At 62.9% G+C, this 24,138-nt stretch carries 29 protein-coding genes; 25 read left to right on the top strand and 4 right to left on the bottom strand.

Features of this window, described 5'->3' with window-relative positions; all coding sequences use genetic code 11:
* Positions 1-28 precede the first annotated feature (28 nt).
* The 7 genes from PSV38_RS16185 (at position 29) to fliR (ending at position 4,426) form a co-directional block, all read left to right on the top strand.
* Complete coding sequence (locus tag PSV38_RS16185) at positions 29-688, top strand: flagellar basal body-associated FliL family protein (protein WP_300549180.1); 660 nt, start codon at positions 29-31, stop codon at positions 686-688.
* A gap of 21 nt (positions 689-709) precedes the next feature.
* Positions 710-1,711 (top strand): flagellar motor switch protein FliM, encoded by a 1,002-nt coding sequence (gene fliM / locus PSV38_RS16190; RefSeq protein ID WP_300549182.1) that lies wholly within the window; start codon positions 710-712, stop codon positions 1,709-1,711.
* The gene (fliN, locus tag PSV38_RS16195) at positions 1,704-2,195 is read left to right on the top strand and encodes a flagellar motor switch protein FliN (protein ID WP_300549184.1); all 492 of its coding nucleotides are present in this window, start codon (positions 1,704-1,706) and stop codon (positions 2,193-2,195) included. Before fliM ends, fliN begins: the two co-directional genes overlap by 8 nt.
* A gap of 24 nt (positions 2,196-2,219) precedes the next feature.
* The gene (locus PSV38_RS16200) at positions 2,220-2,582 is read left to right on the top strand and encodes a flagellar biosynthetic protein FliO (RefSeq protein WP_300549186.1); all 363 of its coding nucleotides are present in this window, start codon (positions 2,220-2,222) and stop codon (positions 2,580-2,582) included.
* Positions 2,583-2,674: 92 nt separating this feature from the next.
* Complete coding sequence (gene fliP, locus PSV38_RS16205) at positions 2,675-3,373, top strand: flagellar type III secretion system pore protein FliP (protein ID WP_300549409.1); 699 nt, start codon at positions 2,675-2,677, stop codon at positions 3,371-3,373.
* Positions 3,374-3,391: 18 nt separating this feature from the next.
* Positions 3,392-3,661 carry a flagellar biosynthesis protein FliQ gene (gene fliQ / locus PSV38_RS16210; protein ID WP_300549188.1) on the top strand — a complete coding sequence of 90 codons (270 nt, stop codon included), beginning with the start codon at positions 3,392-3,394 and terminating at the stop codon, positions 3,659-3,661.
* Between the two features lie 3 nt (positions 3,662-3,664).
* Entirely contained in the window at positions 3,665-4,426 is a 762-nt protein-coding gene (gene fliR, locus PSV38_RS16215) for a flagellar biosynthetic protein FliR (protein WP_300549190.1), read from the top strand.
* A gap of 21 nt (positions 4,427-4,447) precedes the next feature.
* On the opposite strand, the gene PSV38_RS16220 is transcribed toward fliR, so the two are convergent.
* Complete coding sequence (locus PSV38_RS16220; protein WP_300549192.1) at positions 4,448-5,056, bottom strand: hypothetical protein; 609 nt, start codon at positions 5,054-5,056, stop codon at positions 4,448-4,450.
* A 17-nt stretch (positions 5,057-5,073) separates the two neighbouring features.
* Positions 5,074-5,487 carry a group II truncated hemoglobin gene (locus tag PSV38_RS16225; RefSeq protein ID WP_300549194.1) on the bottom strand — a complete coding sequence of 138 codons (414 nt, stop codon included), beginning with the start codon at positions 5,485-5,487 and terminating at the stop codon, positions 5,074-5,076.
* Positions 5,488-5,853: 366 nt separating this feature from the next.
* Between PSV38_RS16225 and nifH the strand changes: the two genes are divergently transcribed.
* The 15 genes from nifH (at position 5,854) to modC (ending at position 17,962) form a co-directional block, all read left to right on the top strand.
* Positions 5,854-6,735: a nitrogenase iron protein gene (gene nifH, locus PSV38_RS16230; RefSeq protein WP_300549196.1), complete on the top strand. Its 882-nt coding sequence runs from the start codon at positions 5,854-5,856 to the stop codon at positions 6,733-6,735.
* A gap of 66 nt (positions 6,736-6,801) precedes the next feature.
* Positions 6,802-8,268 carry a nitrogenase molybdenum-iron protein alpha chain gene (gene nifD, locus PSV38_RS16235; protein ID WP_300549198.1) on the top strand — a complete coding sequence of 489 codons (1,467 nt, stop codon included), beginning with the start codon at positions 6,802-6,804 and terminating at the stop codon, positions 8,266-8,268.
* A gap of 29 nt (positions 8,269-8,297) precedes the next feature.
* Positions 8,298-9,854 (top strand): nitrogenase molybdenum-iron protein subunit beta, encoded by a 1,557-nt coding sequence (nifK, locus tag PSV38_RS16240; RefSeq protein WP_300549200.1) that lies wholly within the window; start codon positions 8,298-8,300, stop codon positions 9,852-9,854.
* Positions 9,855-9,930: 76 nt separating this feature from the next.
* Positions 9,931-10,278, top strand: a complete 348-nt coding sequence (locus PSV38_RS16245; protein ID WP_300549202.1) for a 2Fe-2S iron-sulfur cluster-binding protein — start codon at positions 9,931-9,933, stop codon at positions 10,276-10,278.
* Between the two features lie 2 nt (positions 10,279-10,280).
* Positions 10,281-10,607, top strand: coding sequence for a hypothetical protein (locus tag PSV38_RS16250; RefSeq protein ID WP_300549203.1), 327 nt, complete (start codon positions 10,281-10,283; stop codon positions 10,605-10,607).
* 10 nt (positions 10,608-10,617) lie between these two features.
* The gene (locus PSV38_RS16255; protein WP_300549205.1) at positions 10,618-11,103 is read left to right on the top strand and encodes a hypothetical protein; all 486 of its coding nucleotides are present in this window, start codon (positions 10,618-10,620) and stop codon (positions 11,101-11,103) included.
* 22 nt (positions 11,104-11,125) lie between these two features.
* Positions 11,126-12,535, top strand: coding sequence for a nitrogenase iron-molybdenum cofactor biosynthesis protein NifE (gene nifE, locus PSV38_RS16260; protein WP_300549207.1), 1,410 nt, complete (start codon positions 11,126-11,128; stop codon positions 12,533-12,535).
* A gap of 11 nt (positions 12,536-12,546) precedes the next feature.
* Entirely contained in the window at positions 12,547-13,974 is a 1,428-nt protein-coding gene (gene nifN / locus PSV38_RS16265; protein ID WP_300549208.1) for a nitrogenase iron-molybdenum cofactor biosynthesis protein NifN, read from the top strand.
* Complete coding sequence (gene nifX / locus PSV38_RS16270) at positions 13,971-14,390, top strand: nitrogen fixation protein NifX (RefSeq protein WP_300549210.1); 420 nt, start codon at positions 13,971-13,973, stop codon at positions 14,388-14,390. The genes nifN and nifX overlap by 4 nt, the downstream gene beginning before the upstream one ends.
* Complete coding sequence (locus tag PSV38_RS16275) at positions 14,383-14,871, top strand: NifX-associated nitrogen fixation protein (protein WP_300549212.1); 489 nt, start codon at positions 14,383-14,385, stop codon at positions 14,869-14,871. Before nifX ends, PSV38_RS16275 begins: the two co-directional genes overlap by 8 nt.
* 18 nt (positions 14,872-14,889) lie before the next feature.
* Positions 14,890-15,084, top strand: a complete 195-nt coding sequence (locus PSV38_RS16280; RefSeq protein WP_300549214.1) for a CCE_0567 family metalloprotein — start codon at positions 14,890-14,892, stop codon at positions 15,082-15,084.
* Positions 15,081-15,389: a ferredoxin III, nif-specific gene (fdxB, locus tag PSV38_RS16285; RefSeq protein WP_300549216.1), complete on the top strand. Its 309-nt coding sequence runs from the start codon at positions 15,081-15,083 to the stop codon at positions 15,387-15,389. Before PSV38_RS16280 ends, fdxB begins: the two co-directional genes overlap by 4 nt.
* A gap of 47 nt (positions 15,390-15,436) precedes the next feature.
* On the top strand, positions 15,437-16,180 hold the full coding sequence (gene modA, locus PSV38_RS16290; RefSeq protein WP_300549218.1) for a molybdate ABC transporter substrate-binding protein: 744 nt from the start codon (positions 15,437-15,439) through the stop codon (positions 16,178-16,180).
* Positions 16,180-16,872, top strand: coding sequence for a molybdate ABC transporter permease subunit (modB, locus tag PSV38_RS16295; RefSeq protein ID WP_300549219.1), 693 nt, complete (start codon positions 16,180-16,182; stop codon positions 16,870-16,872). Before modA ends, modB begins: the two co-directional genes overlap by 1 nt.
* The gene (modC, locus tag PSV38_RS16300) at positions 16,865-17,962 is read left to right on the top strand and encodes a molybdenum ABC transporter ATP-binding protein (RefSeq protein WP_300549221.1); all 1,098 of its coding nucleotides are present in this window, start codon (positions 16,865-16,867) and stop codon (positions 17,960-17,962) included. Before modB ends, modC begins: the two co-directional genes overlap by 8 nt.
* On the opposite strand, the gene PSV38_RS16305 is transcribed toward modC, so the two are convergent.
* Positions 17,937-18,614, bottom strand: a complete 678-nt coding sequence (locus tag PSV38_RS16305; RefSeq protein WP_300549223.1) for a DsbA family oxidoreductase — start codon at positions 18,612-18,614, stop codon at positions 17,937-17,939. The genes modC and PSV38_RS16305 overlap by 26 nt on opposite strands.
* Before the next feature lie 89 nt (positions 18,615-18,703).
* A complete protein-coding gene (locus tag PSV38_RS16310) occupies positions 18,704-19,069 on the bottom strand; it encodes a hypothetical protein (protein ID WP_300549225.1) in 366 nt (121 codons plus the stop codon).
* A gap of 110 nt (positions 19,070-19,179) precedes the next feature.
* On the opposite strand from PSV38_RS16310, the gene PSV38_RS16315 reads away from it, so the two are divergent.
* The 3 genes from PSV38_RS16315 to PSV38_RS16325 are packed head-to-tail and all read left to right on the top strand — an operon-like array spanning position 19,180 to position 24,138.
* Positions 19,180-20,253 carry an HlyD family efflux transporter periplasmic adaptor subunit gene (locus PSV38_RS16315; protein ID WP_300549226.1) on the top strand — a complete coding sequence of 358 codons (1,074 nt, stop codon included), beginning with the start codon at positions 19,180-19,182 and terminating at the stop codon, positions 20,251-20,253.
* Between the two features lie 35 nt (positions 20,254-20,288).
* On the top strand, positions 20,289-23,009 hold the full coding sequence (rbbA, locus tag PSV38_RS16320; RefSeq protein ID WP_300549412.1) for a ribosome-associated ATPase/putative transporter RbbA: 2,721 nt from the start codon (positions 20,289-20,291) through the stop codon (positions 23,007-23,009).
* Position 23,010: 1 nt separating this feature from the next.
* Positions 23,011-24,138: an ABC transporter permease gene (locus PSV38_RS16325; RefSeq protein WP_300549228.1), complete on the top strand. Its 1,128-nt coding sequence runs from the start codon at positions 23,011-23,013 to the stop codon at positions 24,136-24,138.

The raw sequence follows: 24,138 nt of genomic DNA on the forward strand, positions 1-24,138 counted from the left end.
AAAGGCTTGAATTCCAGGAGATTTGCGAATGTCAGCTGCTTCCGCTGCGGCGCCTGCCGAAGGCGATGCCCCTAAGAAGGGGCCAAAAAAGCTCATCATCATCATCGTGGCGGCCGTGTTGCTGCTGGTGGTGATCGGTGGGGGCGCCGCGGTCTTCATCATGAAGAAAAACGCTGCGGCAGCGGCTGCAGTCGCTGAGGGTGAGGATGGCGATACCGCCGAAAGCTCGCACGCCAAAGCGGCGCCCAAGCCCAAGCATGGCAAGGACGAGCACGCCACTCCACCGGCCTTTGTGCCGCTGGACCCGTTCATCGTCAACCTGGCCGACAAGGAAACCGAACGCTTCGCCCAGATCGGCCTGACCCTGCAGGTAGACGATCCGAAGGTTGCCGAGGAAATCAAGACTTACATGCCCGCCATCCGCAACGCGGTGCTGATGATCTTGTCGCACAAAACCTCTGATCAGCTGCTGACTCAGGAAGGCAAGGAGCAACTGGCCGAGCAAATTCGCCGCGAGGCCGCCCGCGCCATGGGTTACGAGATCGACGAGCCTGAAGCCCCGGACGCGGCCGCCGATGAAGCGACCGATGAAGACGCTCCCCCCAAGAAGAAAAAGAAGAAGAAAAAGAAGGTCGAGCAGTACAACCCGATCGTCAAAGTCAACTACGCCAACTTCATCGTTCAGTGAGCCAACCGCAGTAGCCAGGCCATGAATCAGCAAATCCTCTCGCAAGACGAAGTCGACGCCCTTCTGCAAGGCATCACTGGTGAAAGCCAGAAGCTTGAGCAGGAAGACGTGCCCAAAGAGGGCATTCGCGACTACAACCTCGCGAATCAGGAGCGCATTGTTCGCGGGCGCATGCCCACGATGGAAATCGTCAACGAGCGCTTTGCCCGCAACATCCGCATTGGTCTGTTCAACCTGATCCGCAAGTCGCCTGAAGTGTCGGTGGGTGGCATCAAGGTGCAGAAGTACAGCGCCTTCCTGCGCGAGATCGTGGTGCCCACCAACTTCAACATCGTGGCCATCCGACCCCTGCGCGGTTCGGGCCTGGTGGTTTGCGATCCCACGCTGGTTTTCGCCGTGATCGACTCGCTGTTTGGCGGCGCCGGCAAGTACCACACCCGCATCGAAGGGCGTGATTTCTCGCCCACCGAGCAACGCATCATCCTGCGCCTGATCGAGGTCATCTCCGAAGAGTACAAAAAGGCCTGGCGCGGCATCTATCCCCTGGAGCTGGAATACCAGCGCTCGGAGATGCAGCCCCAGTTCGCCACCATCGCCACACCGGCCGAGATCGTGGTGTGCTGCTCGTTCACGCTAGAGATTGGCGATGCCAGCGGCACCATCCACATCTGCATTCCCTATTCCACGCTGGAGCCGATCCGCGACATCCTGTTTTCGTCGATCCAGGGTGACTCGGCCGAGCCTGATCGCCGTTGGGTGAAGCTGCTCACGCAGCAGATCCAGGCGGCTGAAGTGGAACTGGTGGCCGAGATGGCCCATGCCCCGGCCACGGTGGAGCAACTGCTGTCCCTCAAGCCCGGTGACTTCATCGAGCTGGACCTTGAAAAACTCATTGAAGCCAAGGTGGACGGTGTACCCATCCTGGAGTGCTACTACGGCACTTCCAACGGCAAATACGCCTTGCGCATTGACAAGCTACTGACCACGGCCAACCACGGTTGGCTGGGAGACCAACATGTCTGACACTGAACCCGAAACGACTTCCGCCGACGCCGCCCCGAACGCAGAACAGGACGCGATGGCCGCAGAGTGGGAAGCCGCGCTGGCGCAGCAGACCACATCGACCGAGTCGGCCGATGACATCTTCGGCTCGGCCAGCGAAGTGGCCAGTCCGGCCGCGCAAGGCACACCGGCTGCCTTTGCCAATTTCGCCGCGGCCTCGTCGATCAATCCGGCGGGCAACGACATCAACATGATCCTGGACATCCCCGTGCAGCTGACGGTGGAGTTGGGCCGCACGCGCATCCCCATCAAGAACATCCTGCAATTGGCCCAGGGTTCGGTGGTGGAGCTGGATGCGATGGCCGGCGAGCCCATGGACGTGCTGGTCAATGGCTTCCTGATTGCCCAAGGTGAAGTGGTGGTGGTGAATGACAAGTTCGGCATTCGTTTGACCGACATCGTGACGCCGTCCGAGCGCATGCGCCGCCTGAGTCGCGGCAACTGACCCATTCAGCACAAGGAGACCTCTATGCAATCAACAGGAATGCTCATCTTCTGGTTCGTGTTCATCGTGGCCATGATCCCGCTGAGCTTGTACGTTTTGAAGAAATCGGGCCTGGCCAAGAACCGCATGGGCGCTGGCGATGCGGTGCTCAAGACCGTGAGCCAGTTGTCACTGGGTCCCAACCAGCGCCTCGTCACCGTCGAGCTGGGCGCGGGCGATCAAAAGACCTGGTTGGTGCTGGGCGTCACCGCGCACAGCATCACGGCCCTGCACAGCCTGCAGCCCACGCAGGACAGCCAGGAGCAGGCAGAGCGCGAGGGAACCGCCTCGACGTTCCCGATCTTGCTCCGCCGCGCTTCAGACGCCGGGGACACGCCCAGGACTTGACGAGCGACCGACCAGGACACCTCATGCATTTTTCGAAGCGTTTGAAGGCCACGGCTGTGGCCCTGGGGCTGGCTGCCTGCTCGGTGGCCGTGATGGCCCAGACCGTGCCCACGCCGGGCGGCGGTTTGCCCTTGCTGATCGGGCAGGGCGCGGGTGGCACCAACTACTCGGTGCCCATCCAGACCTTGCTGTTCTTCACGGCGCTGAGCTTTCTGCCCGCGCTACTGTTGATGATGACGGGCTTCACGCGCATCGTCATCGTGCTGAGTCTGATGCGCCAGGCCATTGGTGCGCAAGCTGCGCCGCCCAATCAAGTTATCGTCGGCCTCTCACTGTTCTTGACGCTTTTCGTCATGGGCCCCACGCTGGACAAGGTCTACAAAGACGCCTACGAGCCCTTCGCCGCCAACCAGATCAGCTTCAGCGAAGCGATGGACCGTGGCCAAGGCCCCATGCGCCAGTTCATGCTCAAACAAACGCGCCAGTCTGACCTGGGCCTGTTCGTGCGCCTGGCCAAGATCGAAGGCGACGTCAAGCCCGAGACTGTGCCGCTGCGCGTGCTGGTGCCGGCCTTTGTCACCAGCGAACTCAAGTCCGCTTTCCAGATTGGCTTCCTCATCTTCATCCCCTTCCTGGTCATCGACATGATCGTGGCCAGTGTGCTGATGAGCCTGGGGATGATGATGCTGTCACCCGTGATGGTGGCCTTGCCCTTCAAGCTCATGCTGTTCGTGTTGGCCGATGGCTGGAACCTGCTGTTGGGTTCACTGGCCGCCAGCTTTGCGCAGTAGCAGGAAGGGGCAAAGGCCATGGATCCGCAACAAGTTCTCACCATTGGTCGAGATGGCTTGCTGGTGTTGCTCACCGTGTGCGCGCCCATCCTGATGGTGGTGCTAGCCGTGGGGCTGATCGTCAGCATCTTTCAAGCTGCCACACAGATCCACGAAGCGACCTTGTCCTTCGTGCCCAAGCTGTTGGCCGCGTTTGCCACCCTGGGCATTGCCGGGCCATGGATGCTCAGCACTCTGGTGGACTACATCCAGCAAGTCCTGCAGTCGATCCCCAACGTGGTGGGCTGAAGGGTGATCACTTTCAGCGAAGCCCAGGTGATGGCGTGGATCACGCCTTGGCTGTGGCCATTTTTTCGCGTGCTGGGCTTGTTCACGTCCGCGCCGATTTTGTCGATGCGCGCGATTCCCAGGCGGGTTCGCATGAGCCTGGCCGTGCTGATCGTGCTGGCCGCCCAACCCACTTTGCCCGAGATGCCCGTGGTGGCCCTCAACTCGCCCGAAGCCTTGATGGTGCTGGCGCAGCAGGTGCTCATCGGCCTGACCATGGGCTTTGCCGCCCGCGTGGTGTTTGCCGCCATCGAGTTCGCCGGTGAAATCGTGGGCCTGCAAATGGGCTTGAACTTCGCCAGCTTTTTTGATCCCATGAGCGGCGGCCAGGCCACCGCCGTGAGCCGCTTTTATGGCACCTGTGCCGCGTGGTTGTTCGTGGTCATGAATGGCCACTTGCTGCTCACCGCGGCCGTGGTGCACAGTTTCAACACCTTTCCCGTTGCGCCGCAACCGCTGGCTTTCTTGAGCGTGATTCAGCCTCAGGTCTGGGGCGCCGAGATCTTCAAGATCGGCCTGTGGGTGTCATTGCCCGTGGTGGCCATGCTGTCTCTGGTCAACCTGGTGATGGGTTTGATCTCGCGCGTGGCGCCGCAGATGAACATCTTCTCGATCGGCTTCCCCTTGACCTTGGGTGTGGGACTGACGGGGCTGTGGCTGACCCTGCCGATGATGCAGACACCGCTGACCATGGCGATTGAGCGCATGCTGGGCTACTTCCAGTAGCCCATGCACGGCCTGGCCCGGTCAAACCGGCCGGTTCTCGTTCGGGTTGCGCACCGGGCCCATCAAGCTCAGTCCTTCGGCATAGGTGATGGTGTCGAAGGTGATGTCGTACTTCAGGGCGGTGTCCGCAATGGCGTCCAGCTTGCCTGCGGTGTCCAGCTTCTTGAGGTCGTTCTTCTCAAGGTAGAGCAACTCCAGCAACTCGTTGTAGACCGTGCCCTCGTCCAGCGGCAGCACGTAGAACATGGCGCCTTTGTAAGGCACCTGGTACTTCTTGCTCAGGTCCATGTTGTTGCAGAAAAGGAAGTACTTGCCGCCTGCGGTGAGCGCGCTGCCCAGCACTTCGGCCACGTCCTTCAAATGTTCGAACGACAGCAGGTAGCCTGCGAAGAAGGGGATGGTGGTTTCGCCCGTCAAGGCAATCGCCATCACCTGGTCGCAGGTCAGCTCGGGCGGGCGGGCCTCGTCGGCCAGTTGGGCTGAAAACCGCAAGGCCAGTTCACCGCGAAAGCCGAAGCGGCCTGGCTTGTGCGTGAGGCCCTTGAACACAGGGTTTTGCAGGTGTCGACCCTTGTCCAAGCGGCCCAGGGCCGTTTTTTCGATGGGGGTCTGTTCGATGGTCAGGCTCATGGTGGTTTCCTTCAGGGTCAACTCGGTCGGTCTTGGCGGATGAAATCCGCCGTCTTGAAAAATGCCTGCATGAGCTGCTCGCGCAACACTGCGTCAGGCACGACTTCCTGCAATGCGCCGCTCATGCAGAGCAGCCAGGCATCGCGCTCGGCCACCCCGATGTGAAAGGGCATGTGCCGTTGTCTCAGTCGGGGGTGGCCTCGCTGGGCTGAATACCCATGGGGTCCGCCCAGCCATTCACTCAGGAACAGCTTGAAGATTCGTTTGGTCATGGCCAGATCGGGCTCGTGCATGGCCCGGATGCTGGCGGCTTGTGGCAGCGTGTCCATCAATCGGTAGAAGGCCTCGACCAACTGGCCAATGCCTTGCTCACCACCGATTTGCTCGTAGTGCGGGTTGGCAGGCGGCGGGGCGATGGTCGTGGGGTTCATGTGCCCCACTAATGCAATCGGCATACCAGTGATCCCGTGCGCCCACCGCTCCTATGAGGCAGGGTGAAACGGGGGCGGGCCGCCCTCGTCGCACATGTGAAGTTCACGACGCGAATGATCTGTTTTGTCGGGTTCCGAACAAACAAATCAAAGGGCTTTGCTGCTGCGTAAAAAGCCATATTCATCAATGAAATCAATGGCTTGAATGAGTTGGAGTGTGGTGGCACGGCAGTTGCGATAGAGACCCTGCGCAGACCATGTCTGGCCAGAACGTGGCGATACGAAGACCTACAACGACACCAAAGGCACATCAGGGTCGCGGCTTCGCAACCTGCTTTTAAACCTCAGCTTTTCTGGAGAACTGAAATGGCTTCATTGAGACAGATCGCCTTTTACGGCAAGGGTGGCATCGGAAAATCCACCACCTCACAAAACACCTTGGCTGCGCTGGCCCAGATGGGTCAGAAGATCCTCATCGTCGGCTGTGATCCCAAGGCCGACTCGACCCGCCTGATCCTGCACGCCAAGGCCCAGGACACCATCCTGTCGCTGGCCGCTGAAGCCGGTTCGGTGGAGGACCTGGAGCTGGAAGACGTCATGAAGGTGGGGTACCGCGACATCCGCTGCGTGGAATCCGGTGGCCCGGAACCCGGAGTGGGTTGCGCTGGTCGCGGTGTGATCACCTCGATCAACTTCCTGGAAGAAAACGGCGCCTATGAGGGCGTGGACTATGTGTCTTACGACGTGTTGGGCGACGTGGTTTGCGGCGGTTTCGCCATGCCCATCCGCGAGAACAAGGCCCAGGAAATCTACATCGTCATGTCCGGCGAAATGATGGCCATGTACGCCGCCAACAACATCTCCAAGGGCATCTTGAAGTACGCCAACTCGGGTGGTGTGCGCCTGGGCGGCCTGGTGTGCAACGAGCGCCAGACCGACAAGGAACTGGAACTGGCTGAATCGCTGGCCAAGATGCTGGGCTCGCGCCTGATCCACTTCGTGCCACGCGACAACATCGTGCAGCACGCCGAGCTGCGCCGCATGACCGTGCTGGAGTACGCGCCTGAATCCAAGCAGGCCGAAGAGTACCGCGTGCTGGCTCAGAAGATCCATGCGAACGCCGGTAACGGCACCATCCCCACCCCCATCACGATGGATCAGCTGGAAGACCTGCTGATGGAGCACGGGATCATGAAGACGGTCGACGAAACCCAAGTCGGCAAAGCCGCTGCCGAGCTGGCAGCCTAAGTAGGGAGGGGGGGCCGAGGGGCCTCTCCCTCGGTCCATCCCCGAATGCACATCACGGAGTCCACCATGAGCATGACCGTTGAAGAACGCAAGGCCACCAACAAGGCCTTGATTGATGAAGTCCTGAAGGCCTATCCCGAGAAGATGGCCAAACGGCGCGCCAAGCACCTGGGTACCTTTGAAGAAGGCAAGCCCGATTGCGGCGTCAAGTCCAACATCAAGTCATTGCCCGGTGTGATGACGATCCGCGGTTGCGCTTATGCAGGCTCCAAGGGCGTGGTGTGGGGCCCGATCAAGGACATGATCCACATCTCGCACGGCCCGGTCGGCTGCGGCCAGTACAGCTGGGCGGCACGGCGCAACTACTACATCGGCGTGACCGGTGTGGACACCTTCGTGACGATGCAATTCACGTCCGACTTCCAGGAAAAAGACATCGTCTTTGGCGGTGACAAGAAGCTGGAAAAGATCGTTGACGAAATTCAAGAGCTGTTCCCGCTGAACAAAGGCATCTCGGTGCAGTCCGAATGCCCCATCGGCCTGATCGGTGACGACATCGAAGCGGTGTCCAAGAAGAAGTCCAAAGAGCACAACAACCACACCATCGTGCCGGTGCGTTGTGAAGGTTTCCGTGGCGTTTCCCAATCGCTGGGCCACCACATCGCCAACGACGCCATCCGCGACTGGGTGTTCGAAGGCAACACCAAGAAAGAGCACGAGTTCGAAGCCACCCCGTATGACGTGGCCATCATTGGCGACTACAACATCGGTGGCGATGCCTGGTCCAGCCGCATCCTGCTAGAAGAAATCGGCCTGCGCGTCATTGCTCAGTGGTCCGGCGACGGCACCATCGCCGAGCTGGAAAACACCCCCAAGGCCAAGCTCAACGTGCTCCACTGCTACCGCTCGATGAACTACATCAGCCGGTACATGGAAGAAAAGTACGCCATCCCTTGGGTGGAGTACAACTTCTTCGGCCCGACCATGATCGAGAAGTCCCTGCGCGAAATCGCCAGCCACTTCGACGACACCATCAAGGCCAAAACCGAAGAAGTCATCGCACGCTACCAGCCCTTGATGCAGGCTGTGATCGACAAGTACAAGCCCCGCCTGGAAGGCAAGACCGTGATGCTGTTTGTGGGCGGCCTGCGCCCCCGTCACGTGATTGGCGCGTATGAAGACCTGGGCATGAACGTGGTCGGCACCGGCTACGAGTTCGGCCACAACGACGACTACCAGCGCACCACGCACTACGTCAAAGACGGCACCCTGATCTATGACGACGTGACCGGCTACGAGTTCGAGCAGTTTGTCGAGAAGATCAAGCCCGATCTGATCGGCTCGGGCATCAAGGAGAAGTATGTGTTCCAGAAGATGGGCGTGCCCTTCCGCCAAATGCACAGCTGGGACTACTCCGGCCCGTACCACGGCTATGACGGCTTCGCGATCTTTGCGCGTGACATGGACATGGCCATCAGCAGCCCGATCTGGGGCCTGACCCGTGCGCCCTGGAAGGCACTCGCTGCCGCCTGACCCCGATAGACACCGACTGGAGAATCACCATGCCACAAAGCGCAGACAAGATCCTGGACCACGAGTTCCTGTTCCGTGAACCGGAATACGTGGAGATGCTCGAAGGCAAGAAAGCCTTCGAGTTCAACCACCCTGACGACAAGATCAAGCAGATCGTCGAATGGACCAAGACCGAGGACTACAAGGAAAAGAACTTCGCCCGCGAAGCCTTGACCGTCAATCCCGCCAAGGCTTGCCAACCGCTGGGCGCGGTGTACGCCGCCAACGGTTTTGCCAAGACCCTGTCGTTCGTTCATGGCTCGCAAGGCTGTGTGGCGTACTACCGCTCGCACTTCTCGCGCCACTTCAAGGAGCCGACCTCCTGCGTGTCCTCGTCCATGACGGAGGACGCGGCTGTGTTCGGCGGCCTGAACAACATGGTCGATGGCCTGGCCAACACCTACAACCTCTACAAGCCCGAGATGATCGCCGTGTCGACCACCTGCATGGCCGAGGTGATTGGTGATGACCTGAACGCCTTCATCAAAACCTCGAAGGAAAAAGGCAGCGTGCCCGCCGAGTTCGATGTGCCGTTTGCACACACCCCCGCTTTTGTGGGCAGCCACATCACGGGTTACGACAACGCCGTGCTGGGCATCTTGCAGCACTTCTGGGATGGCAAGGCCGGCACCGTGCCTGCCCTGGAGCGCGTGCCCAACGACACGGTCAACTTCATCGGCGGCTTCGATGGTTTCGTGGTCGGCAACATGAAGGAGATCAAGCGCATCTTCGGCCTGTTCGGCATCGACTACAACATCATCTGTGACCCGTCTGAAGTGTGGAACACGCCCACCGATGGCGAGTTCCGCATGTACGAGGGCGGCACCACCAAGGAAGACGTGGTCCGCGGCCTGCACGCCAAGGCCACCATCGTCTTCCAGGAGTTTTGCAGCGAAAAAACCATCAAGTACCTCAAGACCAAGGGTCACGAGGTGGTGGTGCTCAACAGCCCCATCGGCGTGACGGGCACCGACCAGTTCCTGATGGCCTTGTCCAAGGTCACCGGCAAACCCATCCCGGCCGAGCTGGAGTTGGAGCGCGGTCAACTGGTCGACGCCATGGCCGACAGCCAGGCTCACTTGCACGGCAAGCGCTATGCCATGTATGGCGACCCTGACCAGATGCTGGGCATGACGCAGTTCCTGCTGGAGCTGGGCGCCGAGCCTGCCCACGTGCTGGCCACCAATGGCACGGAGGATTGGGCAAAGAAGGTGAGGGCCCTGTTTGATTCGTCGCCTTATGGCAAGGGTTGCAAGGTCTACCCCAAGCGCGATCTGTGGCACCTGCGCTCCTTGCTGCACACCGAGCCGGTGGACTTCTTGATCGGCAACACCTACGGCAAGTACCTGGAGCGTGACACGAACGTGCCCCTGATCCGCATGGTGTTCCCCATCTTTGACCGCCACCACTACCACCGCTATCCCATCTGGGGTTACGACGGTGCGATGCGCGTGTTGATCACGCTGCTGGACGAGTACTTCGAGGCGCTCGATGCCAACACCATCGTGCCCGGCAAGACCGACTACTCGTACGACATCATCCGCTGATGTGGGACCTCCGGGCGCCGGTGCTGAGTCCGGCCACCGGAGGATTTTCTTCTGAACTGCAAATTGCGAGATCACCATGGCCAACGTGACCTTCACTTCCCCGATCATGAAGAAAGACCTGACGGTGTATGCCATCGCTGGCGACACCAGCACCTTGCTGGCCTTGGCCAAGGCGAACAAGGTGCCGGTCGAGTTCGAATGCGAAAACGGCGAATGCGGCTCCTGCCAAGTGCAGGTCAGCGTGCTGTCGGGCAATGCGCCTTACGGCGTCGCCTTGACCCAGAAGGAGAAGACGGTGCTCAAGCTGGCCGGCAAGATCACGGCCCAGCAGATAGAGGATGCCGAGACCAAAGACATGCCGCCACCTTGGCGCCTGGCCTGTCAGTTCATTGTCCGCAATGAAGACATCGTGGTGAGTTTCTGACCATGGATGCCAACACCTCCACCTATGTCAAAACCACCCAGGACGGTCGCCTGGTCGAGGTGATCGATGGCCAGCTCTGCCTGGGCGGGCGGCCCGAGGCCGACACCCTGGTGCCCTTGATCGAGCACCCCAACCGCCAGGCCATCCAGAAGGCCGTGCCCGGTGCGACCCACATGGCGGGGCGTGTGCCTTTGCGCCATGACGAGGCCGCGATCGCGCAAGGGGCCATGGACACGACCAGGCGCGCCTTCGTCAACGACCCGGTCGCCATTGCCGAGCGCTTTCGCAAAGTGATCTGGGCCAAGGCGCAGGCCGAAGGCGTGGAGTGAAGGGGCGGCCATGATCTACGTGCTGGAAATCCAGGGGCCTCAGGAAGCCCAGGCCTGGTTTACCTTTGATGGGCAGGACCTGCTGCGCAAGGTGCAGGCCCAGGACCCCTTGCAGCCGTGGGAAGTGTTTGACGAGATTTCAGCGCGTGAACTGATGGACCTGGTGCGTGATGGCCCGCTGGACGAGGCCGCCCGGCAAGCCTTTCCCGCGATCGCCGCGCTGGGCGATCAGCATGGCTGGGACACCAGCTTGTTTCGCGCCGACCACCTCTTGGGTGCAGGGATTTACCAGCCCGAGCCGATCAAGTTGGAGCAGGCCTGTCTGGCCGCCCTGGGCCAGCGCACCGGCATCCACCGCGTGTACTGGACGGACCAGCAGGCCATTGCCGCCATTGAAGGGCAAGAGCCCTTGTTTGAAGCCTTGGGTGGCTGGCGTGCGCGCCACGCCCTGAGAGAACAGTTGTTGTCCCTGGAAGTGCTGGCCGAAGACGTGTGACGCGTCGCATCTGGAGTTGACCATGTCTGCATCGCTCAAGCAAAAGATCGCCGAAGTTTTTGACGAACCGGGCTGCGACAAGAACGTTGGCAAAAGCGCGAAAGAGCGCAAGAAGGGCTGCACCAAGCAGCTCTCGCCCGGCGCGGCCGCAGGGGGTTGCGCATTTGATGGCGCCAAGATCGCCTTGCAGCCCATCGTGGACGTGGCCCACCTGGTGCACGGCCCCATCGCTTGCGAAGGCAACTCCTGGGACAACCGGCACAGCGCCTCGTCCGGATCGCAGCTGTACCGCACCGGCTTCACCACCGACATCAGCGAGCTGGACGTGATCTACGGCGGCGAAAAGCGCCTGTTCAAATCCGTCCGCGAGATCATCGAAAAATACGATCCACCGGCCGTGTTCGTCTACCAGACCTGCGTGACCGCACTGATTGGCGACGACATCGAGGCCGTGTGCAAACGCGCCAGCGAAAAGTTCGGCAAGCCCGTGATCCCCGTCAACAGCCCCGGCTTTGCAGGCCCTAAGAACCTGGGCAACAAGCTGGGCGGGGAGGCCATCCTGGACTACGTCATCGGCACCGAAGAGCCCGCTTTCACCACGCCTTACGACATCAACATCATTGGCGAGTACAACCTCTCGGGCGAGTTGTGGCAGGTGAAGCCTTTGCTCGATGCCCTGGGCGTGCGCATCCTGTCGTGCATCTCGGGCGATGGCCGTTACCACGAGGTGGCCAGCAGCCACCGCGCCAAGGTCAACATGATGGTGTGCTCGAAGTCGATGATCAACATCGCCACGCGCATGCAGCAAAAGTGGGACATCCCTTACTTCGAAGGTTCGTTCTACGGCATTGGCGACACCAGCGAGACCTTGCGTCAGATCGCGAGCCTGCTGGTGCAGCGTGGCGCCGGGGCTGATCTGATCGACCGCACCGAGCGCCTGGTCGAGGTCGAAGAGGCCCGTGCCTGGAAACGGCTGGAGTACTACAAGGCGCGCCTGAACGGCAAGCGCGTGCTGCTGATCACCGGCGGCGTCAAGAGCTGGTCGGTGGTGTCGGCCCTGCAAGAGGTGGGCATGGAAATCGTGGGCACCTCGGTCAAAAAATCCACCAAGGAAGACAAGGAAAAGATCAAGGAAATCATGGGTGACGACGCCCACATGATTGACGACATGACCCCGCGCGAGATGTACAACATGCTGCGCGATGCCCGCGCTGACATCATGCTGTCGGGCGGCCGCTCGCAGTTCATCGCCCTGAAGGCGCGCATGCCCTGGCTGGACATCAACCAGGAACGACACCACGCCTATGCCGGTTACGAAGGCATGGTCGAGCTGGTGGAGGAGATCGACAAGGCGCTCTACAACCCCGTGTGGCAGCAGGTTCGCATCCCCGCCCCGTGGGACGAAGCCGACGCTGGCCTGCTGGCCGTCTGAAGGAGCCCGCCATGGCCAAAACCCTCGAATCCAAAAAGGCCTGCACGGTCAACCCCTTGAAGATGAGCCAGCCCCTGGGCGCCAGCTACGCCTTCATGGGCCTGGACAACTGCATGCCCGTGATGCATGGCTCGCAAGGCTGCACCTCGTTTGGCCTGGTGCTGCTGGTGCGCCATTTCAAGGAGGCGATCCCGCTGCAGACCACCGCCATGAACGAAGTCACCACCATCATGGGTGGGTACGAGAACATCGAGGCCGCGCTGCTCAACATCCGCAAGCGCGCCGCGCCCGCCATCATCGCCATCTGCTCCACTGGCCTCACCGAAACCAAGGGCGACGACGTGGACGGCTACCTGGCCACGGCCCTGCAACGCAAACCCGAGTTGCAGGACACGGCCCTGGTCTACGTATCGACGCCCGACTACGTGGGCGCTTTTGAAGACGGCTGGCGTCACGCCGTGACCGGCATCATCAAAAGCGTGGTGGCCCCGGTCACGGGCGAGCAGGCCTTCATCGGGCAAGAGCGTGTGGCCCGGCAGGTCAACTTGCTGCCCGGCAGCCATCTCACACCGGGCGATCTGGACGAGCTGAAGGAAATCATCCAAGCCTTTGGCCTGAGCGTGATCACCTTGCCCGATGTGTCCGGATCGCTGGACGGGCACATCCCTGCCGACTGGCGCGGCACCACCCTGGGCGGTACCACGCTGGACGAGGTCCGCGGCCTGGCCACGTCGGTGGCCACACTGGCCATTGGTGAGCAGATGCGCGATGCGGCCTCGGCGCTGGAGGCGCTCACCGGCACGCCCTACCACCTGTTCGATCGGCTGACCGGCCTGGAGTGCAATGACCGCCTCTTGATGCTGCTGTCCGAGCTGAGCGGCCAGCCCGTGCCTGCCAAGTACCGCCGCCAGCGCAGCCAGTTGCTGGATGCCATGCTGGATGGCCACTTCTACCTGGGCGGCGTGAAGGTGGCCATTGGGGCCGAGCCCGACCTGATGTTCGCCGCGGGCTCATTGCTGAACGAGATGGGCGCGCTGCTCACCTGCTGTGTCACCACCACGCACTCTGCGGTGCTGGCGCAACTGCCCGCCGACACCGCCTTGCTGGGCGACCTGGAAGACTTGGAAAAAGGCGCCGCCGACTGCGATCTGTTGATCACACATTCCCACGGACGCCAGGCCGCCGAGCGCCTGAACAAGCCTTTCCTGCGCCTGGGCTTTCCGATCTTTGACCGCATCGGCAATGCCCACCGCGTGATGGTGGGCTACCGAGGCACGCGCCAGTTCATCTTCGAGGTGGCCAATTTGATGATGGCCCACATCCCGCACGCCCACGAGGGCAGCTGGCCCTTGCCCGACATCGCCCAGCGCGTGGCCCGGCCCATCGTGGCCGAGCCCGAGCTGACCTCGCCCCTGACCCTTGACGGAGTCGAACCATGAAAATTGCCTTCAGCACCCAGGACAAGCAGCGCGTGGACGCGCACTTTGGTTGGGCCAAAAACATCCTGGTCTACGACGTGACCCCGGCGGGCTACACCTTCGTCGAGAACTTCGAGTTCGGCGGCAAGCTGGAAGAAGACGGCGACGAAGACAAGCTGGCCCCCAAGCTGGAAGCCATCAAGGACTGCGCCATCTTGTACGTGGCGGCCATTGGCGGTTCGGCTGCCGCCCGCGTGGTCGCCAGCAAGATCCATCCGATCAAGGTGGCCCAGCCCGAGCCCATCCTGGACATCCTTGAAAAGCTGCAAGACGTGCTCAAGGGCACGCCACCCCCCTGGTTGCGCAAGGCCCTGCAAAAGGGCCTTGACAACGCCACCCCCAACTTTGAAGACGAAGACGAGGTCAATCATGGCTGAAGCCACACTGGACGCACCCACCACGCCAACGGACGAGGCCCTCATGGCCACCCCCTTCGTGAGCGAACTCATCAAGGTGCTGCGCGCGCAAGACACCCACGGCGCCTGGGAGGGCAAGTCGGACCTGGCTTTGCTCGGCCCCTACATCCTGAGCGCCGAGCAGCGCCGCGAGTTGCCCATCATTTGCGACCCCGACCCCGAGATCCTGTGGCGCATGGAGTTGTTCTACAACGCCGTGGGCGTGGCCATCGAGCGCGAGACCGGCAACATGGTCAGCCCCATGATGAAGATGAGCCATGAAGGCTTTGGCCGCCTGGTGCTGCTGGCCGGTCGCCTGGTCGTGTTCAACAAGCAGCTTCGCGACGTGCACCGCTTCGGCTTCGCCTCACTGGCCAAGTTGGCCGAGCAGGGCGGCAAGTACCTGTCCGAGGGGATCGCCATGGTGCGCCAATACCCCGACGTGGCCAACTACGGTGCCTGAGCGCCAGGAGAGACCCGCATGGACGCCGATGAACTCAAGCTCAGGATCAGGAAGCTGAACGCCCAGGCCACGCAGGCCAAGATGGACCTGCACGACCTGTCAGAAGACCTGCCCACCCATTGGGAAAACATCCTGAGCGTGGCCCAGCGTTGCCACGATGCCCACGCTGCCCTGACCGAGGCCCGCAAGGCCGCCGCCGCGAGTACGCCATGAGCACTTTTTTCATCACCATGCCCAGCGGTGAAACCTGGGAGCCCCAATTTGTTCAGCAGATCAACGAGGCCAACTGCATCGGCTGTGGCCGTTGCTTCAAAGTGTGCCCGCGTGGTGTGCTGGAGTTGGTGGGCCTGGACGCCGAGGGCGAGCGCGTTGCCATCGCGTCCGATGACGATGACGACGACGAAGAATACGAAAAGAAGGTCATGACCATCGCGAAGCAGGCGCTGTGCATTGGTTGCACGGCTTGCTCCAAGATCTGTCCGAAGAAGTGCTTCACGCACGCCGCCGCCAGCGTTTGAACCCATTCATGGGTCATCATGGAGGCCCATGTATGCAGGAGCGGGTGATGAACAGGCTGGTTTTGGCGGGTGTGCTCTCCCTCATGGGCTGCTCGGCGCAGGCCGATCAGGTGCAAGTGGCCGTGGCCGCCAACTTCGTCGGGCCCTTTCAAAAAATCGCCGCTGACTTCGCGGCCGACACCGGCCACACCGCCGTGGCCATCACCGGGTCCACGGGCAAGTTCTACGCGCAGATCAAATCAGGCGCGCCGTTCGAGGTGCTGCTGGCCGCCGACAACGAAACCCCCAAGAAGCTGGAAGACGAGGGCCTGGCCGTCAAAGGCCAGCACTTCACCTACGCCAAAGGCACGCTGGTGCTGTGGAGCGCCAAGCCGGGCTTCGTGGACAAGCAGGGTCAGGTCTTGAGCAAGGGCGGCTTCAAGCACCTGGCGCTGGCCAACCCCAAGCTGGCCCCCTATGGCGCTGCGGCCGAGCAAGCCTTGAAGGCCCTGGGCCTGTACGACAGCTTGCTGCCCAAGTTCGTTCAGGGCGACAGCATTGCCCAGACGTACCAGTTCATCGCCACCGGCAATGCCGAACTGGGCTTCGTGGCCTTGTCTCAAGTGGCCCCGCCTGACAAGCCCACCGTGGGCTCATGGTGGGTGGTGCCCGCCAAGCTGTACGACCCCCTCTTGCAAGATGCCACCGTGCTCAAGAAAGGCGAAGGCAAGCCGGCCGCCGCCGCTTTGATGACCTACCTGCGCGGCGACAAGGCCCAGGCCGTGATCAAGGCCTACGGTTACGGCCTGTGATGCTGGACGCCGATGACCTGCAAGCGCTGAGGCTGACCGCCGAGTTGGCCAGCGTCACCACCGCACTGCTGTTGTTGCTGGGCACGCCCATCGCCTGGTGGCTGGCCCGCACGCACTCGCGGCTCAAGGGCGCGGTGGCGGCCTTGGTGGCCTTGCCCCTGGTGCTGCCGCCCACCGTCATCGGCTTTTACCTCTTGATGCTGATGGGGCCGGAAGGGCCGGTGGGCCGCTTGACGCATTGGCTGGGTTGGGGCCTGTTGCCCTTCACCTTTTGGGGGCTGGTGGTGGCGTCCATCCTGCATTCGCTGCCCTTCGTGGTCCAGCCGTTGCACCAGGCATTTGAAGCCTTGGGCTCGCGCCCGCTGGAAGTGGCCGCCACCTTGCGCGCCAGCCCCTGGGACCGCTTTGTGACCGTGGCCCTGCCCCTGGCCCGACCCGGATTTTTGACGGCTGCTGTGCTGGGCTTTGCGCACACGGTGGGTGAGTTCGGCGTGGTGCTGATGATCGGCGGCAACATCCCCGGTGCCACACGCGTGCTGTCGGTGGCCTTGTACGGGCACGTGGAGGCCATGGACTACGGCAAGGCGCACCTGCTGGCGGCAGGCATGGCTGGCTTTGGCTTTGCCGTGATGTTCCTGCTGTACTTCTTGAACGGGCGCGCCTTGCGCCAACAAGGGGCGGCTCATGTCTGACATCCAGGTCGACCTCAAACTGAGCTATCCCGGCGGCTTTGCGCTGGATGTGTCCCTGAGGCTGCCAGGGCAGGGCGTGAGCGTGTTGCTGGGCCCCTCGGGCTGCGGCAAGACCACCGTGCTGCGCGCCCTGGCGGGGCTGGAAAGGGCCCAAGGCTCGGTGCAGGTGAACGGCCAGGTCTGGCAAAACGGCCACCACTTCCTGCCCACCCACCAGCGCCCCATTGGCTACGTCTTTCAAGAGGCCAGCTTGTTTGCGCACCTCACGGTCCAGGGCAACCTGCACTATGGCTTGCAGCGCACGCCCAAGGCTGATCGAAGGGTGAGCATGGACGAGGCCGTGGACCTGCTCGGCATTGCCCACCTGCTGGACCGTCGGCCTGATCGATTGTCGGGTGGCGAGCGGCAGCGCGTGGCCATCGCGCGGGCGCTGTTGACCAGCCCGCGCGTGCTCTTGATGGACGAGCCCTTGTCCGCGCTTGACGCGCAACGCAAGGCCGAGGTGCTGCCCTTTCTGGAGCGCCTGAACCAACAGTCCGGCGTGCCCCTGATCTACGTGACCCATGCCCTGGATGAGGCCGTTCGACTGGCCGACCACCTGGTGCTGATGTCGGTCGGGCGGGTGGTGGCCAGTGGCTCTGCCCGAGACTTGCTGGCCCGGCTGGACCTGCCCTTGAGCCAACTGGACGAAGCCAGCGTGATGCTGCCTGGCACGGTGGCCGAGCACGATGCTCGCTACGGGCAAAGCCGCATCGACGTGAGCGGCCTGCCGTTGTGGGTGGGCCTGCACCTGGCCCCCGTGGGGCAAGCCGTGCGCGTGCGCGTGCTGGCCCGCGACGTGAGCGTGGCCCTGAGCCACCGCGCCGACAGCAGCATCGTCAACATCCTGCCCGCCCACGTCGAGGCCTTGCGAGACGACGGCCCCGACACGGTGACCTTGCAGCTTCGCCTTCAGTCGCCCGATGGTGGTGCTGCCCAACCGGCGCCCGTGCTGCTGGCCCGCATCACACGGCGCTCGCGCGACGCCTTGAACCTGGTGCCAGGCCAGGCGGTGTTTGCGCAGATCAAGGGCGCGGCCCTGATTCGTTGAGGGCCAACTGCGCCGCGATCTGGCGCAAGGCATTCTCGAACACGGCAACGGGCTGCCCGCCCGAGATCAGGTGCTCGTCGTTGATGATCACCGCGGGCACTGAATGGACGCCGCTGTTGGTGTAAAACGCCTCTTGCGCCCGCACCTCGTCGGTGAACTCTGCGCTGTTCAGGATGGCCTGCGCGCGTTGCTCGTCCAGCCCGGCCTCGCGGACCGAAGCCAGCAACACCTCGGGCGATTCCATGCTCTGGCGCTCACGGTGGCAGGCTTGCAGCAGGGATTTTTTCAGGGCCAGTTGTTGGCCCGCGTGCTCCACACCGGCCCAATGCAGCAGGCGGTGCGCGTTGAAGGTGTTGTAAATGCGGCCGCGCCCGGCTGGGCTGAAGTCGAAGCCGACCTCGGCGCCCCGCTGGCGAATCGTCTCGCGGATCTGGGCCTGCTGCTCGGGCGACGAGCCGTATTTTTGGGCCAGGTGCTCACCAATGTCCTGGCCACCGGGGGGCATCTGCGGGTTCAACTCAAAGGGCTGAAACTGCAAGGTGGCCGACACCTCGCCTTGAAGGTGATCCAAGGCCTGCTCCAGGGCCGACAGCCCGATGGCGCACCAGGGGCAGGAGATGTCAGAGACAAAATCGATTTTGAGCTTGGTCATGCGGGGATCGTACCCACAGACCAATGACCCCATGCCCCATCGGGGGGCTTGGCCCTGCGGACCCGCCTCAGTGACCCCGCGAGGTGGCCTTACTTGCTGGCAGCACCTTGCATTGGCTTGGCGCCCATTGGGGCGTCCTTGCCCATCATGCCCATGTTCCCGTCTTTGTCCATGCCACCGTTCTGGTCCATGTGCTCATGCATCTCCTTCATGTGCTTGTCCATCAGCTTCTGGCGCTTGGCCGCGTTCTTGGTGCCGTGGATCTTCGTCATTTCCTTTTGATGCTTTTCATGCATGTCATGCATGCTGCCCATCCCGGCAGGCTTGGAGGCCATGCTGGCAGCCGCTTGGGGATGGTGTGCCTTGTGGTCTTCTTCTTTGCCCTGGGCGAACGAGCTGCCAACAGCAGCCAGAGCAAAAATGAGGGTTGAAATCAGTTTGGTGGGGGTGTGCATGCTGTGTCCTTTTTTGATTGGTGGGGGGCAGCTTAAATCGGATGGGCCGACAGGTGGCTTGACCTGCATCAGTCCACAGGGTCAAAGCTTGCACTAGAGTTAACCCTCTCATGATCCCCAACCTCAAGCCCAAACTGATTCCCCTCCTGATCGTGGCGGCGCTCGCTTTGGCGGGCTACTACGGCTGGGCCCGCTTGAAGACCGCTGGCCCCGGTGCGGGCTTCGTCAGTGGCAATGGCCGCATCGAAGCCACCGAGGTGGATGTGGCCACTAAGCTCCCGGGCCGCGTTGACGACATCATGGTCGCCGAGGGGGAGTTCGTCGCGGCCGGTCAGCCCTTGGCGAAGATGCAGGTGCAGTCGCTGGAGGCGCAACGCGACGAAGCCCGCGCGCAGCACCAGCAGCTCGTCAATGCGGTTGCCAGTGCTGAGGCCCAGGTGGCCGCGCGCGTGAGTGACAAAGCGGCCACTCAGGCGCTGGTGGCTCAGCGTGAGAGCGAGCTGGACGCCGCCCAGCGGCGCCTTGTGCGTTCTGAAACCTTGGCGCGCGAGGGCGCCACCTCGCGGCAGGAGCTTGACGACGACCGTGCCCGAGTTCGCAGCGTGCACGCGGCAGTGGCGGCTGCCCAAGCCCAAGTGGCTGCCGCACAGGCGGCCATCGATGCCGCGAAAGCGCAGGTCGTGGGGGCGGGCTCGGCCGTCACCGCGGCACAAGCCTCCATCGCGCGCGTGCAGGCCGACATCGCCGACAGCCTGCTCAGGGCACCGCGTGCCGGGCGCGTGCAATACCGCATTGCCCAGCCGGGCGAGGTGTTGGGCGGTGGTGGCAAAGTGCTGAACCTCGTCGATCTGTCTGATGTGTCCATGACCTTCTTCCTGCCCGAAACTGTCGCGGGCAAGGTGGCCCTGGGCAGCGAGGTGCACATCGTGCTTGATGCCGCGCCCGCCTATGTGATCCCGGCCAAAGTGTCCTTCGTCGCCAGCGTGGCGCAGTTCACGCCCAAGACCGTGGAGACGGCCAGCGAACGCCAGAAGCTGATGTTCCGCGTCAAGGCCAAGATCGACCCCGATCTGCTGCGCAAGCACCTGCAGCAGGTCAAGACCGGCTTGCCGGGCGTGGCCTGGCTCAAGCTCGATCCTCAGGCCCCTTGGCCGCCTGAACTGACGGTCAAGGTGCCGCAGTGATTGAAGGCGCCCCCCAGGCCCCGGCCAACGGGCTGGTGGCGCAATTGCTGGGGGTTGGTTTGCGCTACGGCAAAACCGTGGCGCTCGATGGCGTCAGCCTGGACATCCCGGCGGGCCACATGGTGGGCCTGATCGGCCCGGACGGCGTGGGCAAGTCGAGTCTGCTGGCTTTGCTGGCGGGCGCCCGCGCGGTGCAACAGGGCAGGGTGGCGGTGTTGGGTGGCGACATGGCGCGCAAGCGGCATCGCGACGAGGTCTGCCCGCGCATCGCCTACATGCCGCAAGGCCTGGGCAAGAACCTGTATCCCACGCTGTCGGTGGAAGAAAACCTCCAGTTCTTCGCCCGCCTGTTCGGCCATGGCACCGCCGAGCGCCGCCGCCGCATTGATGAGTTGACGCGCAGCACCGGCCTGCATCCCTTCCTGGACCGACCGGCTGGCAAGCTGTCAGGCGGCATGAAGCAAAAGCTGGGCTTGTGCTGCGCCTTGATCCACGATCCTGACCTGCTGATCCTGGACGAACCCACCACCGGCGTTGATCCGCTGGCGCGGGCGCAGTTCTGGGACCTGATCGCGCGCATTCGCCAGCAGCGCAAGGGCATGAGCGTGATCGTGGCCACCGCCTACATGGACGAGGCCCAGCGCTTCGACTGGCTGGTGGCCATGGATGATGGCCAGGTCCTGGCCACGGGCACGCCGCAGGAACTGCTGGAGCGCAGCGCCAGCCCCAATCTGGAAGAGGCCTTCATTGCCCTGCTGCCTGAAGCCAAGCGGCGCGGGCACCAAGCGGTGAGCATTCCGCCTCTGCATGAGGGTGACCGCGCAGACATCGCCATCGAGGCCAAAAACCTGACGATGCGCTTTGGCGATTTTGTCGCGGTAGACCACGTGAACTTCCGCATCCGCCGGGGCGAGATCTTCGGCTTCCTGGGCTCGAACGGCTGCGGCAAGTCCACCACGATGAAGATGCTCACCGGCCTGCTGCCCGCGAGCGAGGGCCAGGCCTGGTTGTTTGGCCGAGAAGTCGATGCCAAGGACATCGCCACGCGCCGACGTGTGGGCTACATGTCGCAGTCCTTCTCGCTGTACAGCGAACTGAGCGTGCGCCAGAACCTCGTGCTGCATGCGCGGCTGTTCCATGTGGCCGAGGCGGACATCCCAGCGCGGGTGGCCGAGATGGTCCAGCGCTTCGGGCTGGACCAGGTGCTTGATGCCTTGCCCGACGGCCTGCCGCTGGGCATGCGCCAGCGTCTGTCGCTGGCGGTGGCGATGGTGCACCGCCCCGAACTGCTGATCCTGGACGAACCCACCTCCGGCGTGGACCCGGTGGCGCGCGACAACTTCTGGCAGCTGCTGATCACGCTGTCGCGCCAGGACCGGGTCACGATCTTCATCTCCACCCACTTCATGAACGAGGCCGAGCGCTGTGACCGCATCTCGCTGATGCACGCGGGCGCGGTGCTGGTCAGCGCCACACCGGCCGAGATCGTGCAACAGCGGGGCGTGACCTCGCTTGAGCAGGCCTTCATCGGCCACCTGATGGATGCCGGAGGTGGCGCACCGACGGACGTGGCCAAGACCGCGCCCGAGGTCAGCCCGGTGATGCCCGCCGCGAAGCCCCGTCGCCGCCGCGCCTTCAGCCTGGCCCGCGCCATCAGCTACATGTGGCGCGAGGCCCTGGAGTTGCAGCGCGACCCCGTGCGCGGGGCCCTGGCGCTGGGCGGCTCGGTGATCCTGATGTTCGTGATGGGCTTTGGCATCAGCATGGACGTGGAAAACCTGAGCTACGCCGTGCTCGACCGCGACCAGACCACGCTGAGCCAGAACTACACCCTCAACTTGTCGGGCTCGCGCTATTTCGCCGAGAAGCCGCCGATCGCCGACTATGCCGAGCTGGATCGGCGCATGCGCAATGGCGAGTTGTCGTTGGCCATTGAGATCCCGTCGGGATTTGCCCGCGATGCCCAGCGCGGCACCCCGGTGCAGATTAGCGCCTGGGTCGATGGCGCGATGCCCCAGCGCGCCGAGACCGTGCAGGGCTACGTGCAAGGCATGCACCAGGGCTGGCTGTTTGAACAGGCGCGCGCGCGGACCGGCTCGGCCGTGACCAGCCCGGTGAGCATCGAGACGCGCTTTCGCTACAACCCCGATGTCAAGAGCCTGCCCGCCATGGTGCCCGCGGTGATCCCCATCCTGCTGCTGATGCTGCCGGCCATGCTGGCCGCGCTGGCCGTGGTGCGTGAAAAGGAGCTGGGCTCGATCATCAACCTCTATGTCACCCCGGTCACGCGCACCGAGTTTTTGCTGGGCAAGCAAGCCCCCTACGTGGCGCTGGCGATGCTGAACTTTTTTTTGATGATGCTGCTGGCCGTGACCGTGTTCGGTGTGCCGGTCAAGGGCAGCTTCGCAACCCTGGCGCTCAGCACCCTGGTGTATTGCGTGGTGACCACCGGCATCGGCCTGCTGGCCTCCACCTTCACGCGCAGCCAGATCGCGGCCATGTTCTTCACGATGATTGGCACCATGCTGCCCGCGATCCAGTTCGGCGGCATGATCAACCCTGTCTCTTCGCTGGAGGGCCTGGGCCGCGTGATCGGTGAGATCTACCCCACCAGCCACATGCTGAACATCAGCCGCGGCGTGTTCAGCAAGGCGCTGGGTTTTGCCGACCTGCATGGCGACATCTGGCCTCTGCTGGCAGCGGTGCCCATCTTGCTGGTCACCACCGTGGCGCTGCTGAAAAAGCAGGGGGACTGACATGCGCCGCCGCATCGCCAACATCTACCGCCTGGGCATCAAGGAGTTGTGGAGCCTGGTGCGTGATCCGACCATGCTGGTGCTGATCTTCTTCAGCTTCACCGTGTCGGTCTACACCGCCGCCACCGCCATACCCGAAACACTGCACATGGCGCCCATCGCCATCGTGGACGAGGACGTGTCACCGCTGTCGATGCGCATCGTGTCGGCGTTTTATCCGCCCCAGTTCAAGACGCCGTCGATGATCTCGGCGGCGCAGGTGGACCGGGGCCTGGACGCGGGCGAGTACACCTTCGCGCTCAGCATCCCACCCAACTTCCAGCGCGATGTGCTGGCGGGCAGGTCGCCCGCGCTGCAGCTCAACGTGGATGCCACGCGCATGAGCCAGGCGTTTGTGGGCAGCGGCTACGCCCAGCAGATCGTGGTGGGCGAGGTGAGCGAGTTTGTGCAGCGCCAGCGGGGCAGTGCGGTGTCGCCGGTTGACCTGGCGCTGCGCATGCGCTTCAACCCCGCGCTGACGCAGGCCTGGTTTGGCGCCTTGATGGAGATTATCAACAACGTCACCATGCTGTCCATCATCCTGACCGGCGCGGCACTGATCCGCGAACGCGAGCACGGCACCATCGAGCACCTGCTGGTGATGCCCGTCACACCCACCGAGATCATGCTGGCCAAGGTCTGGGCCATGGGGCTGGTGGTGCTGGTCTCGGCGGCCGCCTCGCTGGCCTTTGTGGTGCAGGGCTTGTTGCGCGTGCCGATTGAAGGCTCGGTGGCGCTGTTTTTGGCGGGCGCCACCTTGCACCTGTTTGCCACCACCTCGATGGGCATTTTCATGGCCACGGTGGCGCGCAACATGCCGCAGTTCGGCATGCTGCTGATCCTGACGATGATGCCGCTGCAAATGCTGTCTGGCGGCATGACCCCGCGCGAGAGCATGCCGGTGCTGGTTCAGACCCTGATGCTGGTGGCCCCGACCACGCACTTCGTGGAGTTGGGGCAGGCGATTCTTTTTCGCGGCGCGGGCATCGAGGTGGTGTGGCCACCGTTCTTGTTTTTGTTGGTGATTGGGGCGGGCTTGTTTGCCTTGTCGCTGGCCAGGTTTCGCAAGACGATCACTCAGATGGCGTGA

It is taken from the genome of Aquabacterium sp. (genome assembly GCF_029946005.1).
Classification (GTDB): Bacteria; Pseudomonadota; Gammaproteobacteria; order Burkholderiales; family Burkholderiaceae_C; genus Aquabacterium.

What these genes read in the sequence shown, in the direction of transcription:
- PSV38_RS16185 (WP_300549180.1), top strand. Translation starts at nt 29, where the DNA reads ATGTCAGCTGCTTCCGCTGCGGCGCCTGCCGAAGGCGATGCCCCTAAG.
- fliM (WP_300549182.1), top strand. Translation starts at nt 710, where the DNA reads ATGAATCAGCAAATCCTCTCGCAAGACGAAGTCGACGCCCTTCTGCAA.
- fliN (WP_300549184.1), top strand. Translation starts at nt 1,704, where the DNA reads ATGTCTGACACTGAACCCGAAACGACTTCCGCCGACGCCGCCCCGAAC.
- PSV38_RS16200 (WP_300549186.1), top strand. Translation starts at nt 2,220, where the DNA reads ATGCAATCAACAGGAATGCTCATCTTCTGGTTCGTGTTCATCGTGGCC.
- fliP (WP_300549409.1), top strand. Translation starts at nt 2,675, where the DNA reads ATGGCCCAGACCGTGCCCACGCCGGGCGGCGGTTTGCCCTTGCTGATC.
- fliQ (WP_300549188.1), top strand. Translation starts at nt 3,392, where the DNA reads ATGGATCCGCAACAAGTTCTCACCATTGGTCGAGATGGCTTGCTGGTG.
- PSV38_RS16220 (WP_300549192.1), bottom strand. Translation starts at nt 5,056, where the DNA reads ATGAGCCTGACCATCGAACAGACCCCCATCGAAAAAACGGCCCTGGGC.
- PSV38_RS16225 (WP_300549194.1), bottom strand. Translation starts at nt 5,487, where the DNA reads ATGAACCCCACGACCATCGCCCCGCCGCCTGCCAACCCGCACTACGAG.
- nifH (WP_300549196.1), top strand. Translation starts at nt 5,854, where the DNA reads ATGGCTTCATTGAGACAGATCGCCTTTTACGGCAAGGGTGGCATCGGA.
- nifD (WP_300549198.1), top strand. Translation starts at nt 6,802, where the DNA reads ATGAGCATGACCGTTGAAGAACGCAAGGCCACCAACAAGGCCTTGATT.
- nifK (WP_300549200.1), top strand. Translation starts at nt 8,298, where the DNA reads ATGCCACAAAGCGCAGACAAGATCCTGGACCACGAGTTCCTGTTCCGT.
- PSV38_RS16245 (WP_300549202.1), top strand. Translation starts at nt 9,931, where the DNA reads ATGGCCAACGTGACCTTCACTTCCCCGATCATGAAGAAAGACCTGACG.
- PSV38_RS16250 (WP_300549203.1), top strand. Translation starts at nt 10,281, where the DNA reads ATGGATGCCAACACCTCCACCTATGTCAAAACCACCCAGGACGGTCGC.
- PSV38_RS16255 (WP_300549205.1), top strand. Translation starts at nt 10,618, where the DNA reads ATGATCTACGTGCTGGAAATCCAGGGGCCTCAGGAAGCCCAGGCCTGG.
- nifE (WP_300549207.1), top strand. Translation starts at nt 11,126, where the DNA reads ATGTCTGCATCGCTCAAGCAAAAGATCGCCGAAGTTTTTGACGAACCG.
- nifN (WP_300549208.1), top strand. Translation starts at nt 12,547, where the DNA reads ATGGCCAAAACCCTCGAATCCAAAAAGGCCTGCACGGTCAACCCCTTG.
- nifX (WP_300549210.1), top strand. Translation starts at nt 13,971, where the DNA reads ATGAAAATTGCCTTCAGCACCCAGGACAAGCAGCGCGTGGACGCGCAC.
- PSV38_RS16275 (WP_300549212.1), top strand. Translation starts at nt 14,383, where the DNA reads ATGGCTGAAGCCACACTGGACGCACCCACCACGCCAACGGACGAGGCC.
- PSV38_RS16280 (WP_300549214.1), top strand. Translation starts at nt 14,890, where the DNA reads ATGGACGCCGATGAACTCAAGCTCAGGATCAGGAAGCTGAACGCCCAG.
- fdxB (WP_300549216.1), top strand. Translation starts at nt 15,081, where the DNA reads ATGAGCACTTTTTTCATCACCATGCCCAGCGGTGAAACCTGGGAGCCC.
- modA (WP_300549218.1), top strand. Translation starts at nt 15,437, where the DNA reads ATGAACAGGCTGGTTTTGGCGGGTGTGCTCTCCCTCATGGGCTGCTCG.
- modB (WP_300549219.1), top strand. Translation starts at nt 16,180, where the DNA reads ATGCTGGACGCCGATGACCTGCAAGCGCTGAGGCTGACCGCCGAGTTG.
- modC (WP_300549221.1), top strand. Translation starts at nt 16,865, where the DNA reads ATGTCTGACATCCAGGTCGACCTCAAACTGAGCTATCCCGGCGGCTTT.
- PSV38_RS16305 (WP_300549223.1), bottom strand. Translation starts at nt 18,614, where the DNA reads ATGACCAAGCTCAAAATCGATTTTGTCTCTGACATCTCCTGCCCCTGG.
- PSV38_RS16310 (WP_300549225.1), bottom strand. Translation starts at nt 19,069, where the DNA reads ATGCACACCCCCACCAAACTGATTTCAACCCTCATTTTTGCTCTGGCT.
- PSV38_RS16315 (WP_300549226.1), top strand. Translation starts at nt 19,180, where the DNA reads ATGATCCCCAACCTCAAGCCCAAACTGATTCCCCTCCTGATCGTGGCG.
- PSV38_RS16325 (WP_300549228.1), top strand. Translation starts at nt 23,011, where the DNA reads ATGCGCCGCCGCATCGCCAACATCTACCGCCTGGGCATCAAGGAGTTG.